Annotated in this window: 11 protein-coding genes; 9 read left to right on the forward strand and 2 right to left on the reverse strand. The window is 67.4% G+C overall.

Features of this window, described 5'->3' with window-relative positions; genetic code table 11:
* The first annotated feature begins 4 nt into the window (after positions 1–4).
* From DC347_RS12590 to DC347_RS12620, 7 genes are all read left to right on the forward strand, one after another.
* Positions 5–958, forward strand: a complete 954-nt coding sequence (locus DC347_RS12590) for a dihydrodipicolinate synthase family protein (protein WP_240617778.1) — start codon at positions 5–7, stop codon at positions 956–958.
* Complete coding sequence (locus tag DC347_RS12595) at positions 958–1,758, forward strand: SDR family oxidoreductase (RefSeq protein WP_018760969.1); 801 nt, start codon at positions 958–960, stop codon at positions 1,756–1,758. The genes DC347_RS12590 and DC347_RS12595 overlap by 1 nt, the downstream gene beginning before the upstream one ends.
* Before the next feature lie 22 nt (positions 1,759–1,780).
* Positions 1,781–3,253 carry an aldehyde dehydrogenase family protein gene (locus tag DC347_RS12600; protein WP_109045688.1) on the forward strand — a complete coding sequence of 491 codons (1,473 nt, stop codon included), beginning with the start codon at positions 1,781–1,783 and terminating at the stop codon, positions 3,251–3,253.
* Positions 3,254–3,257: 4 nt separating this feature from the next.
* The gene (gene fdxA / locus DC347_RS12605; RefSeq protein WP_109045689.1) at positions 3,258–3,578 is read left to right on the forward strand and encodes a ferredoxin; all 321 of its coding nucleotides are present in this window, start codon (positions 3,258–3,260) and stop codon (positions 3,576–3,578) included.
* Positions 3,579–3,848: 270 nt separating this feature from the next.
* Positions 3,849–5,219 carry an MFS transporter gene (locus tag DC347_RS12610; protein WP_026264380.1) on the forward strand — a complete coding sequence of 457 codons (1,371 nt, stop codon included), beginning with the start codon at positions 3,849–3,851 and terminating at the stop codon, positions 5,217–5,219.
* An 83-nt stretch (positions 5,220–5,302) separates the two neighbouring features.
* Positions 5,303–6,559, forward strand: coding sequence for an aminopeptidase P family protein (locus DC347_RS12615; RefSeq protein ID WP_109045690.1), 1,257 nt, complete (start codon positions 5,303–5,305; stop codon positions 6,557–6,559).
* A 73-nt stretch (positions 6,560–6,632) separates the two neighbouring features.
* Positions 6,633–7,457, forward strand: coding sequence for an IclR family transcriptional regulator (locus DC347_RS12620; RefSeq protein ID WP_240617779.1), 825 nt, complete (start codon positions 6,633–6,635; stop codon positions 7,455–7,457).
* A 52-nt stretch (positions 7,458–7,509) separates the two neighbouring features.
* Here the strand turns inward: DC347_RS12620 and DC347_RS12625 are convergent, their stop codons facing one another.
* Entirely contained in the window at positions 7,510–8,259 is a 750-nt protein-coding gene (locus DC347_RS12625) for a VOC family protein (protein WP_109045692.1), read from the reverse strand.
* Positions 8,260–8,649: 390 nt separating this feature from the next.
* Here DC347_RS12625 and DC347_RS12630 point away from each other — a divergent pair, with 390 nt between their 5' ends.
* Complete coding sequence (locus tag DC347_RS12630) at positions 8,650–9,213, forward strand: dihydrofolate reductase family protein (RefSeq protein ID WP_018760976.1); 564 nt, start codon at positions 8,650–8,652, stop codon at positions 9,211–9,213.
* 71 nt (positions 9,214–9,284) lie between these two features.
* Here DC347_RS12630 and DC347_RS12635 read toward each other — a convergent pair whose 3' ends face one another.
* A complete protein-coding gene (locus DC347_RS12635; RefSeq protein ID WP_109045693.1) occupies positions 9,285–10,895 on the reverse strand; it encodes a PucR family transcriptional regulator in 1,611 nt (536 codons plus the stop codon).
* A gap of 106 nt (positions 10,896–11,001) precedes the next feature.
* Here DC347_RS12635 and DC347_RS12640 point away from each other — a divergent pair, with 106 nt between their 5' ends.
* Positions 11,002–12,552, forward strand: a complete 1,551-nt coding sequence (locus DC347_RS12640) for a cytosine permease (protein ID WP_109045694.1) — start codon at positions 11,002–11,004, stop codon at positions 12,550–12,552.
* Positions 12,553–12,564 lie beyond the last annotated feature (12 nt).

The following is a 12,564-nucleotide window of genomic DNA, read 5'->3' on the forward strand; positions in this document are numbered from 1 at the left end:
CCAGATGAACAACAAACCAAGGGAGAACCCGATGCGGGAGTCATTGACGCCGGGCGTGTGGGGCGTCGTTGCCACACCGTTCCAGGGCAGCACGCTGGATCTGGACCTGGACAGCCTCTCGGACCTCGTGGAGCGCTACGAAACCATCGGCGCCACGGGCCTGACCGTCCTGGGCGTCTTCGGGGAGGCCGCCGCGCTGACCCCGGAGGAACGCCGCCAGGTCCTCGAAATCGCCGTCGAATGCACGGAACTGCCCCTGGTGGTGGGCGTAACAGCGTTGGCCACCAGGCCGGCCATCGAGGAAATCCGCGCCGCCCAGGAGGTTGCCGGGCAGCGGCTGGCCGCTGTGATGGTGCAGGCCAACTCGGCGAAGCCCGAGGTGGTCAGCGCCCACCTGGACGCCATCCACCGCGCCACCGGAGCCAAGGTGGTGCTGCAGGATTATCCGCTGGCCAGCGGCGTCGCCATCTCCACCGCCGCCCTGGTTGATGTGGTCGCGGCAAGCCCCTGCGTCATCGCCATCAAGGCTGAGGCGCCGCCCACCAGTGTGGCCATCGCCGAGCTCCACGCCGGTACCGGGGTTTCGGTATTCGGCGGACTCGGCGGCCAGGGGCTGCTGGACGAGCTCCTGGCAGGCGCCGCCGGTGCCATGACCGGGTTCTCCTACCCCGAGGCCTTGATTGCCTGCGTCCGCGCCTGGCGGGAGCAGGGGTATGCGGCGGCCGCCGGGCAACTGGTGCCCTACCTGCCGCTGATCAACTTCGAGCAGCAGGCCAAGGTGGCCCTGGCCATCCGCAAGGAATGCCTGCGCGAGCGGGGCTGGATCAAGGACCCGGGCGTCCGTGCCCCGGCGGCCGGCTTTCCCGAGAACCTGCGGCATGCCATGGAGGTCCATCTCCGCGAAGCCGCCATGGCCCTGGACTTGAACCGGGCGCTCGCCCCGGCGGGGAGGAACTGATGGAGCTGGGAATTGCCGGCAAGACGGCGCTGGTGGCCGCCTCCACGGGGGGACTGGGACTCGCCGTGGCCCGCGCCCTCGCCGCGGAAGGCGCCAAGGTGGCCATCGTGGGCCGCCGCGGCGTCCGTGCCAAGGAGATCGTGGACGAGCTGCAGGAGGCGTTCGGCGGCCTGCCGGGCTTTGCGGCCATCGCCGTCGAGGCTGACCTCACCGGTGCCGAGGGTGTTGACGCCGCGGTGACGCAGGCCGAGGCCGGCCTGGGGCCGATCGACATCCTGGTCCTGAACGGCCCCGGCCCCCGGCCCGGAGCCGCCGCAACACTGGGCAGCGAGGACATCGCCGCGGCGTTCGACCTCCTGGTCAAGCCGCACCATGCCCTGGTCTCCCGCACCCTCCCGGCCATGCGGGAACGGCGGTGGGGGCGGATCCTTGCCATTGGCTCCAGCGGTGTCGCAGCACCGCTGCCCAACCTGGCCGTCTCCAATACCGGCCGCGCAGCCCTTGCCGGCTACCTCAAAACGCTCGCCGCCGAGGTAGCCCTGGACGGGGTCACCGTGAACCTGCTCCTGCCCGGCAGGATCGCCACGGACCGCGTCACCGAACTGGACCAGGCAGCGGCAAAGCGCCGCGGCACCACGCTGGAGGACATCCGGCTGGAATCCCGCAAAACCATCCCCGCCCGCCGTTACGGCGAGCCCGCCGAATTCGGTGCGGCCGCCGCCTTCCTCTGCAGCGCCCCGGCGTCGTACATCACCGGTGTGGCGCTGCGGTGCGACGGCGGCCTCATCCGCAGCCTCTAGCCCCAACTTCCAAAGGAATGCCATGACCTCCACCGCCCTGGACCCCAACACCACCGCACTGGATCGCAGCAAAACCGCCCAGCACCTCATCAACGGGCAATGGCTGGGAACCGCGGAAACCCGCCGCACCAACCCCGCACGCCCGGACGAACTGGCAGCACTCTCGCCCAGCGGCACCGCGGAGGACGTTGACGCCGCCATCACCGCCGCCGCGGCAGCGCAGCCTGCCTGGGCCGCCCTGCCGGCACCTTCCCGCGGGGCCATCCTGATCACTGCAGGCAACCTGCTGATCGAACGGCAGTCCGCGATCGCCGAGGACCTGGTCCGGGAGGAGGGCAAGACCCTGGCCGAGGCCAAAGGCGAGGTGAAGCGTGCCTCGGACGTGCTGCGTTTCTTTGGCTCGCTGGGCTGGGCCGCCACCGGAGAGGTGCTGCCCAGCGGACTGCCGGACACCACCATCACCACCCGGCGCGAACCGCTGGGCGTGGTTGGCCTGATCACCCCCTGGAACTTTCCCATCGCCATTCCGGCCTGGAAGACGGCGCCAGCCCTGATCAGCGGCAATGCCGTGGTGATCAAGCCCGCCGAACTCACCCCGCTGTCTGCCACCCACCTGGCCCGTGCCCTGCAGGACGCAGGATTGCCGGCGGGCGTGTTCAACCTGGTGCACGGTAAAGGCCGGGTGGTGGGCGATGCGCTGGCCCGCGACCCGCGCATCGCCGGGATGTCCTTCACCGGGTCAACCAGCGTGGGCCTGGGACTGCAGGAGATCCTGAACGGCCGGCGTGCCCGCGTCCAGCTGGAGATGGGCGGCAAGAACGGCGTCCTGGTCCTGGACGACGCGGACCCAGCCAAGGCTGCACAGGTGGTTGCTGCCGGCGCGTTCGGCCTTACCGGCCAGGCTTGCACCGCCACGTCGAGGGTGTACGTCACCCCCGGTATCCGTGCGGCATTCCTCGACGCCTTGGTGGCGGAGGCGGCAAAGTACACCCCAGGAGACGGCCTGGAATCCGCCATGGGGGCCGTGGTGAGCGCCCAGCAGTTCGAGCAGGACCAGGCGGCGGTGCGCGGCGCCGTTAAGCGCGGCGCCACGCTCCTGCACGGAAAGTACGACGGCGATTCCTCCGAGGCGCTGTTCTTCCCTGCCGCCGTGCTCACTGGTCTTGACTTCGACGATCCTGCGGTGACGGAGGAGATCTTCGGCCCGGTGGTTGCAGTCCTTGAGGTCCCCGATTATGAGGCCGGCCTCGCAGGGATCAACGATTCCCGCTACGGCCTCACCGCCGGCATCTGCACGGACTCCCTGGCCTTGGCCACCGACTTCGCCGCCAGGGCCCAGGCAGGGGTCATCAAGGTCAACCGACCCACCGCCGGGCTGGACCTGAACGTGCCGTTCGGCGGGGTCAAGGATTCTTCCACCAACACGTTCCGCGAGCAGGGCAGGTCCGCCCTGGAGTTCTTTACCTGGGGCAAAACCGTCTACACGGGCGTGTAGTCCCATGACATACGTGATCGCCCAGCCGTGCGTGGATGTGAAGGACAAAGCGTGCATCCAGGAGTGCCCCGTGGACTGCATCTACGAGGGCGACCGGTCACTCTATATCCATCCGTTCGAATGCGTGGACTGCGGTGCGTGCGATCCGGTCTGCCCGGTGGAGGCCATCTACTATGCGGAGGACGTGCCGGACGAATGGGCAGACTACGTCCGCGCCAACGTGGAGTTCTTCCACGAACTGGGCTCGCCGCAGGGCGCCTCCGCACTGGGAAACTTGCATCGGGACCATCCCGTCGTTGCTGCCGAGCCCGTCCCGGCACGCTAGGGACCCAACCCTTTCAATGGCCGCCAAGCCTTCGCTTGGCGGCCATTGCTGCGTTAATGCCCACATTTCGCGCTTGTTACAACTATGTTGCTCTATATGCAACGCCAGTCAGAACGGATGAAGCGAAGGCGTGATTGCCCGCCGGACGTTCTGCACTGGTTTTAATCATGAAGCAGATACAGAAACCTCTTGACTGTGTCGCTCATCACCACCTATGTTGAAACAACCACGTTGCAAGCAATGCAACTCATACTTTCTGATGGTGGTTCCATGAGTACCAATTCCAACTCCTCCGGAGCAGGAGCCGTTGCCGCTGACGCCAACGGCCCCGCCGTGGCAGGCCAGGGTGCCGGCAGCCCCGTGGCAAGCAAGGACGTTCGACGCCGGGTGGTCACGGCCAGTTTCATCGGCAACTTCGTCGAATGGTTCGACTACGCCGTCTACGGCTACCTCGCGGCCGTCATTTCGTCCGTCTTCTTCCCCGAGGCCGACCGCCAGACTGCGCTGCTGGCCACGTTCGCGGTGTTCGCGATTTCCTTCTTCGTCCGGCCCCTGGGCGGCTTCTTCTGGGGCCACATCGGCGACAAGCTGGGCAGGCGCAAGGCACTGTCCCTCTCGATCGTCATCATGTCCGTCTCCACCTTCTGCATCGCCCTCATTCCCGGGTACGGAACCATCGGCATGCTGGCCCCGGTCCTGCTCCTGCTGGTGAGGGTCGTCCAGGGCTTCTCGGCAGCGGGCGAATACGCCGGGGCGTCGGCCTTCCTGGTGGAATACGCGCCGGCCAACCGCCGCGGCCTGTACGCTGCGGTCGTGCCCGCCAGCACGGCTGCGGGCCTGCTCCTGGGCTCGCTGATCGCGGCCCTCCTCAGCTCGGTACTCAGCACCGGGCAGCTGCACGACTGGGGCTGGCGGTTGCCGTTCCTCCTGGCCGCCCCCATGGGGCTGATCGGGCGCTACATCCGCACCAAGCTCGAGGACACTCCCGCTTTCCGCGCCCTGGCAGAGCAGGAAGAGTCCGCCCCCAAGGCGCCGGCGCTGGACATGTTCCGGACCTACCGGAAGCAGCTGCTCATCGCCTGCGGAGCGGTGCTGCTCAACGCCGTCGGCTTCTACGTCATCCTCAGCTACATGCCCACCTACCTGTCCGAGGAACTGGGCTTCGGCCCCACCGAATCGTTCCTGGCCACCACCATCGCCCTGGCCAGCTACATCGGCTTCATTTTCCTCACCGGCATGGCCTCGGACCGGTTCGGCCGCAAGCGGATGCTGATCACCGCCTCGGTGCTGTTCATGCTCCTCACCGTTCCGGCGTTCATGCTGCTGGATACCGGCAACTTCCTGGTGATCGTCCTGGTCCAGATCCTGCTGGGCGGCATGCTCACCCTCAACGACGGCACACTGCCCAGCTTCCTGGCAGAACTGTTTCCCACCAAGGTCCGGTACAGCGGCTTCGCCGTCAGCTTCAACCTGTCCAACGCGATCTTCGGCGGGACCGCGCCGTTCATGGCCACCCTGCTGATCGGCCTGACCCAGAGCAAGCTGGCCCCCGGCTGGTACCTCGTGGCCGCGTCCGCCGTGTCCCTCGCCGCAGTCCTGTTCGCCGCCGAAACCTCGCGCAAGCCGCTCAAGCACCTCTGATCCTGCAGGGCCCCGGAACTTTCTTCCTTCCTACCCACCCATGTGCGGCCAAATACCTGCCCGCAATATCGAAAGGCACACCCGTGACCATCACCACCGACAACGCCTCATCCATCGCCGAACTCGAGCGCCTCAAGGTCCTGCACAACGGCACCAAGGGCAAGCTCACGTTCTCCGACGCAGAGTTCGAGCGCCGCCTCGGCGGCCTGCGCCAGATCATGGCCGCCAAGGAGCTGGACGCGGTCATCCTCACCAGCTACCACGGCATCAAGTACTACTCCGACTTCCTCTACACCACGTTCGGCCGCAACTACGCCTTGGTTGTCACCGCGGACGACTCGGTCACCGTCACCGCAAACATCGACGCCGGCATGCCATGGCGCACCTCCTACGGCGAGAACATCGTCTACACCGACTGGCGACGCGACAACTTCTACTTCGGCCTCCAGGAGGCACTGCGCCACCGCGGCGTCAAGGCCACCCGGCTGGGCGTCGAGGACGACTTCCTCCCGGGCCTGACCCGCGAAAAGATCGCCGCAGCGTTCCCCGGCGCCACGCTCCTGGATGTCTCCCAGGACGCCATGCGCCAGCGCATGATCAAGTCCGCGGAGGAAATCGAGGTCATCAAGCACGGTGCCCGCATCGGCGACCTCGGCGGCGAGGCCATCCGCAACGCCATCCGCGAAGGCATCACCGAGTACGAGGTGGCCCTGATCGGCACCGAAGCCATGGTCCACGAGATCGCCCGGACCTTCCCCGACCGCGAAGTCCGCGACACCTGGGTGTGGTTCCAGTCCGGCATCAACACCGACGGCGCCCACAACTGGGCCACCACCCGCAAGCTGCAGCAGGGCGACATCCTCTCCCTGAACTGCTTCCCCATGACCTCCGGCTACTACACGGCCCTGGAGCGCACGCTCTTCCTGGGCCAGCCGGACGAGCGGTCCCTGGAGCTGTGGAACATCAACGTGGAGGTGCACCGCCGCGGCCTGGAACTCATCAAGCCCGGCGCCGTCTGCAAGGACATCGCCGCCGAACTCAACGAGATCTACATCAGCCACGGCCTGCTGGCCAACCGCACCTTCGGCTACGGACACTCCTTCGGCGTCCTCAGCCACTACTACGGCCGGGAGGCCGGCCTGGAGCTGCGCGAGGACATCGAAACCGTCCTGGAACCCGGAATGGTGGTCTCCATGGAACCCATGATCACGGTGGCGGACGGCCAGCCGGGCGCGGGCGGCTACCGCGAGCACGACATCCTGGTCATCGGCGAGGACAACACGGTGGAGAACATCACCAAGTTCCCCTTCGGCCCGGAACACAACATCGTCCAGGCCTAACCATCACCACAGCGAAGCGGCGCCATGCACGTGGCGCCGCTTCTGCCGTCCATGAGGAAAGATGGTGTCCACCATGACTCCTGCAACGACTTCCGACAGCAACGGCACAGGCACCAGCACCAACGGCGGGACGGACGCCAAGGGCGCTTCCGTCGTCGTCAATGCCATCGCCGTCCTGCGCACCTTTACCGCGGACGAACCCTTGCTGGGGGTTACGGAAATCGCCAACCGGGTGGGCATGCACAAAAGCAGTGTCTCCCGGATCCTGGCCACCTTCGAGCAGGAGAACCTGGTGGAACGGGACCCGGAAACCAAGCGGTTCCGGCTGGGCCTGGGGCTGATCGCCGTCGCCGGGCCGCTGCTGGCCGAGATGGAGGAACGGCGCGTTGCGTACCCCGTGCTGCGGCAACTGGCGGAGCAGACCGGCGAAACCAGTGCGCTCATGCTCTGGAACGGGGACGAAGCCATTTGCGTGGAGCAGATCGCCAGCCACCACCAGATCAAGCACACCACGCCGCTGGGCGCCCGGTACCGGGACGCCATGAGCGCTTCCGTCCAAGTGTTCCTGTCCACGCTGCCGGCCGAGCGGGTGCGTGAATTGCTGCGGAGCGGAGCCATCACCTTTCCCGGAATGGACGACGCCGGCCTGGCGGCTTACGAGGCCCGGCTCCAGGACGTGGCGCGGCGGGGCTGGGCGGGCAACTACGGTGAATCGTCCATGGATGAAGTGGGCGTGGCGGCCCCGGTCCGCGACCATCGTGGCGACGTGGTAGCGGCCGTCCTGATTCCGGCCCCGCGCTTCCGGGTATCGAAAGAGCAGTTCGAGCGTCTGGCCGAAGCCTGCGTTGCCGCCGCCGCCAAGGTGACCACCCGTCTGGGCGGCCGTCCGGCAAGCTGATCCGGCATGTTCAGGTGGCCGGATGTTCAGGTGGCCAGGATGAATACTTGGTTCACGCTGTGACCGCGCTGACTGCGACGACGCCACCCCACGGATCGCTGATCACCGCGCTCCGGAATCCCGGGGTGTTCGAGGGTGCCATGAGGATGCCGCCCCCTAACGCAACGGCCCGGTCGGCAGTGGAGTCTGCACTGGCCACCGCGAAGTTCACACTCCAGTTCGGCGGAACGTCCACGCCCTCCGTTGAGGTGGCCACTGCCACCATACGGTCTCGCAGAAGCCATAGTGAGAAGGCGGAGTCAGGCGGTGACTTCAGCTCCCACGTGAACATTGACCTGTAGAAATCCCCGGCTTTTCCAAGATCCGGGGTGTGCAAGGAACTCATCGCCCAGCAGTTCGGCTGGTCGGCAAGCTCAACGCCGTCATTTTCGCCTGCCTGCCGCAGGCAGAACAGCACGCCGGAGGAGTCGGCAACCAGCGCAGTGGGGGCGTGGGCGTCCAGGAGCATCAGCCGCCGGCCCCCAACCTGTTCAGCGCGTGCCGATGCCTCAGCGACGTCCTCCACCCGGATGTGCGTCAGCCAGCCCGCAGGCGACTGTGGCGGGGCCTGTCCCACACCGGCCACCAGGCGTCCGTTGAGGCGCGCCCGGTAGTAGTCACCGTCAATGCCGGACGTGGGAATTGCCTCGTCGAAGCTCCAGCCGAAAAGTTGGCCGTAGAACTCTTTGGCTGCCCGGGGGTCCGGTTGCCACGTGTCCACCCAGCAGGGTGCACCTACCGACGATGTATCCCGCTTGGCCATAGTGCGCCCCCTCGAATCCGGCTGGGCCGCCGGACGCGTGGCGCCGGCCCCCAAGAGCAATGCACGGCAAGCATACGTCCGAAGCCGGAGGCGTGACGGGAGGTGGATGCGGGTCCGGTCGGGCATTGCCCCTTATCAGCCCAGCTCCGCTCGGCGGCCCGACCTCCGCGAGTGCGGCCCGGACCTCTGTGATGGGTCCAGGATCGCCGGACAACCAGGCGTCCATGTCCACAAACACTGCATCCGGAAGATGGCCGCTGTCGTATGCCGAATGTCTCATGATATGGACGCAAAGGAGCGCGGCCCCGGGCTTCTTCACGGCCTGTCCGGGCGCTCGTCGGAGCCGTGCCGGTCTGTACAACCAGCACCGGCCCGCGGGAAACTGGCGCCATGGGCAAACTAACCTTCGCCATGAACGTCAGCCTGGACGGCTATACCGCAGCTCGCGGGGACGACCTCGGCTGGAGCATGCCGGACGATGAACTGTTCCAATGGTGGTCCGACCGCGTGTCGGCGACGGGCCTGGCCCTGTACGGACGCAGGCTGTGGGAGGCGATGAGCTCCCACTGGCCCACCGCGGACCAGGAGCCTGGTGCCACGCCGGCGGAGATTGAGTTCGCGCAACGCTGGCGGGACATGCCGAAGGTGGTGTTCTCCTCCAAGCCCCGCCCGGTCAACTGGAATACCCGCCTTGTCACCGGCGATGCAGTTCCGGAGATCGCGCGGCTCAAGGCAGGGGAAGGCGGTCCGATTGATATCGTCGGTGCCACGCTCGCCGCGGCGGCCATGCGGGCCGGACTGATCGACGAGTACGTGATGGTCACCCATCCGGTCCTGGTGGGCGGCGGGACGCCCTTCTTTACCTCCCTGGACCATTGGGTGCAGCTGAAGCTTGTGGAGACCAGGGCCTTTCCCGGTGGCGCGGTCCTGGCCCGGTACGACGTTCGTCGCTGAGCAGGCCAAGACTCAAAGCGGCCTGCCTCCGCGCTTGAGGATAGGGCGGCAAATTTACCGGGACGGGCCTCTCAGGGGAGCCCCGCCATCCGGGCAGCGAGATGCAATGCCGCCAGCCGCCCCGTCCCGCGGGGATCGCCACCGCACAGCTCAAAGATCCGCTGAAGCCGGTGGTGCATGGACTGCCGTTCCAAGTGCAGTTCGCGCGCCGATTGCGCGGTGTTGCAGCCCGAGTCCAGCCATACCCGCAAAGTCTCCAGCAACTGGGACTGCCGCTGCGCGTCATGCTCCAGGACCGCCCGCAGCTGCCGGTTCACGAACGCCTCCCGCGCCGAGGCATCCAGGCAGGTCAGGGACAGGCTTTCAACCGCGGAATCCTCCGCGTCCACCACCACCAGGCCGCGGGCCGGATACTGCCGGCGTGCCGAGGCGTTCCGCCGCCGGATCTGGCGCACCTCCAAGGCCCGCCGCGCCTCTGCCAGCGACCAGGAAGCCCCAGCCACCCCGCCGGCCAGGGGCCCCACGGCAATCACCGCGTCAGGGTCCCCCGCCAGGCCCTGCAACGATCCCAACAGCCGCCGCCGCTCACCGGCGGCATCGGTGCAGGGGAGGCCGATCATCACCACCAGCTCGGCGTCGTCCAGGTACGCGGCACAGGGAATCCGGCGTGAGCTCAGGAAGGTTTCGACGGCGCCGCGCACCTCCTGCGGTGACGCCGCATGGATTGCCGCCACCACTGCCGGGGAATCCGTGGGAAAGCCGGCCCCGGGGGCAAGCTGCTCAAGCCGCCACTCCGGGGCGGAATTGAGCACTGCCCGCATCAGTTCTGCTCCGGCCAGGGCGTGCAGTCCGGGTGGAGTGTGCTGCAGCAGCGCCAGCCCGAGGATGTCCACGGAGCGTTCCCCGGCCACCTGCGCCAGCGCCACGTCTGCGGCCTCCGGTACCCGCACCTCAAGCCGCCCCATCAGGACGCCGCGCACTGGAATGTCCACGCTGACCACCGTTCCGCCGGGCAGCCCGGCCCCGCCGGCAAGGCTGCCGTGAGCGCCCGGTCCGGAGCCGTCGTCGTCCGCCGGCCCCTCCCCGGCGTCCGCGTCCACCCCGCTGCTCCACCCCTCGGGGACGGCGCTGCCCATGGTCACTCCCCACGGGGAGGTGAGGTGCACGGCGGAACCCGTGATGCCCGCCAGTACGGCCAGGATCTTGTCCAGCGAGGCCCCGTGGGCCAGCTCCGCCGCCATGGCACGGGTTGCGGCGTCGGCCTGCTGCAGGTGCCCCACCGACTCGCTGACCAGCATGGAATTGATGGCCTGCATGACGCCCACAAAGGGCACCACCTTCCGCAGCTCGACCACCGGAAGGCCGTATGCCTCGGCCGTCCGCAGCATGTCCGCAGGGATTTCCGGGAGGGCGCCCCCCGTCTCGATGGCGAGCGCCGCGATACCCCGCTGGGCCAGTTCGCGGACATAGTCCTCGCGTTTGGCGGGGGTGGCCGTGGCCAGGGTGATCCCGCCGCAGAGCAGCAGCTCGCCGCCACGGAGCAGGGGAGCGATGTCCAGGACTTCGCTGGAATGGACCCAGCGCACCGGCTGCGCATCGGCCACCACGCCCAGGGGATGGAGTACGGGATCGGCGGCGGCAAGGGCGGGGTGGGCGAGTATTTCGCCAAGAAACACTGACACGACATTCCGTAACGTAGTAGGGGAATCTGTTCGACAGATTGTATCTTGTTCCTTGTGATGGGGGCCACATAGCCTTTGAGTACTTATCCACCTCACGGAGGCCCCCATGCAAGAAAAGCTTTCACCAGCAACGCACGGGCACGCGGCCCCTGCCGGCCAGGACCACAACGTCGTGGACCACGAAGCCTGGCTGCAGCCCATCCCCGAATCAGCGCGCACACGCAAGGTATCCGGCCAGTTCTGGATCTGGGCGGGCGCCAACCTGGCTCCCATCAACTGGGTGCTGGGGGCACTCGGTATCCAGCTGGGACTCGGCCTGGCGGACACCGTCACCGTCCTGGTCCTGGGCAACCTGATCGGCATGCTCCTCTTTGGCTGCTTCGTCCTCCTGGGCCAAAAGACCGGAGCCACCGGCATGGTCCTGGCCCGGGCCGCTTTCGGCCGCCGCGGCAACTACCTGCCGGCCGCCATCCAGGCCCTGCTGGTCATCGGCTGGTGCGCGGTGAACACCTGGATCATCCTCGACCTGGTCATGGCACTCTTCGGAACCCTCGGCTGGGTTGACCCTGAAGCCCCCAACTACGCCTGGAAGATCGGCGTCGCCACCTTCATCATGGCCCTGCAGGTCGCCATCGCCTGGTTCGGCTACAAAGCCATCGCGGCCTTCGAAAAATGGACCGTACCGCCAACCATCCTCATCCTGGCCGTCATGTCGGCCGTCGCCTGGTTCGGCATGGACATCGACTGGGGCTACGCCGGACCGGCCGGCGCCATCCTGGAAGGCTCGGAACGGATCGCCGCCATGAGCGCCGTCATGACTGCCATCGGCATTGGCTGGGGTATCACCTGGTTCACCTACGCCGCGGACTACTCCCGGTTCGTCAGCACCAGCGTCCCCAAGAAGAAGGTCTACCTGGCCTCGGTCCTGGGCCAGTTCATTCCTGTGGTCTGGCTGGGTGTCCTGGGCGCCAGCCTGGCCACCAACTCCGGGGAGATCGATCCCGGCAAGCTGATCGTCCTCAACTTCGGCGCCATGGCTCTGCCGGTGCTGCTCATGGTGCTGCACGGCCCCATCGCCACCAATATCCTCAACATCTACACGTTCTCGGTCGCGACCCAGGCACTGGATATCTCCATCAGCCGCCGCAAGCTCAACCTGTTCGTCGGCGTCTTCTCGCTCGCCGCCGTCGTCTTCTTCATCTTCCAGGAGGACTTCGCCGCGGTGCTCGACGCCTGGCTGATCGGCCTGGTGGCCTGGGTGGCCGCCTGGGGCGGCATCATGCTGGTGCACTACTTCTGGCTGGACAAGCGCTGGCCGGGCGAGCCGGAGCGCCTGTTCGACGCCGTGGGAACCAAGCGGCTGCCCGGCGTCAACTGGGCCGGTGTCATCTCCCTCGTGGCCGGGATCTTCGCAACCTGGCTCTTCATGTACGGCCTGATCCCCATCATGCAGGGCCCCATCGCGGTGGCACTGGGCGGCTGGGACCTGTCCTGGCTGGCCGGCGGACTGACCAGCGCCGGGGTGTACGCCATCCTCGGGCCGCGGCAGCACATCCGGTACCTCGCAGCGAAGCCCCGGACGGTCACCGCCGTGAACCCCGCCCCCGGAGCAGGCGGCAAGGAAACGGACGCCGCCCCTGTCCTGCCCGCCCGCTAGGCCGCACAGCTT

The organism is Pseudarthrobacter sp. AG30 (assembly GCF_003116525.1).
Lineage (GTDB): Bacteria > Actinomycetota > Actinomycetes > Actinomycetales > Micrococcaceae > Arthrobacter.

Coding starts and splice junctions, on each gene's coding strand:
- DC347_RS12590 (WP_240617778.1), top strand. CDS start 5: ATGAACAACAAACCAAGGGAGAACCCGATGCGGGAGTCATTGACGCCG.
- DC347_RS12595 (WP_018760969.1), top strand. CDS start 958: ATGGAGCTGGGAATTGCCGGCAAGACGGCGCTGGTGGCCGCCTCCACG.
- DC347_RS12600 (WP_109045688.1), top strand. CDS start 1,781: ATGACCTCCACCGCCCTGGACCCCAACACCACCGCACTGGATCGCAGC.
- fdxA (WP_109045689.1), top strand. CDS start 3,258: ATGACATACGTGATCGCCCAGCCGTGCGTGGATGTGAAGGACAAAGCG.
- DC347_RS12610 (WP_026264380.1), top strand. CDS start 3,849: ATGAGTACCAATTCCAACTCCTCCGGAGCAGGAGCCGTTGCCGCTGAC.
- DC347_RS12620 (WP_240617779.1), top strand. CDS start 6,633: ATGACTCCTGCAACGACTTCCGACAGCAACGGCACAGGCACCAGCACC.
- DC347_RS12625 (WP_109045692.1), bottom strand. CDS start 8,259: ATGGCCAAGCGGGATACATCGTCGGTAGGTGCACCCTGCTGGGTGGAC.
- DC347_RS12630 (WP_018760976.1), top strand. CDS start 8,650: ATGGGCAAACTAACCTTCGCCATGAACGTCAGCCTGGACGGCTATACC.
- DC347_RS12640 (WP_109045694.1), top strand. CDS start 11,002: ATGCAAGAAAAGCTTTCACCAGCAACGCACGGGCACGCGGCCCCTGCC.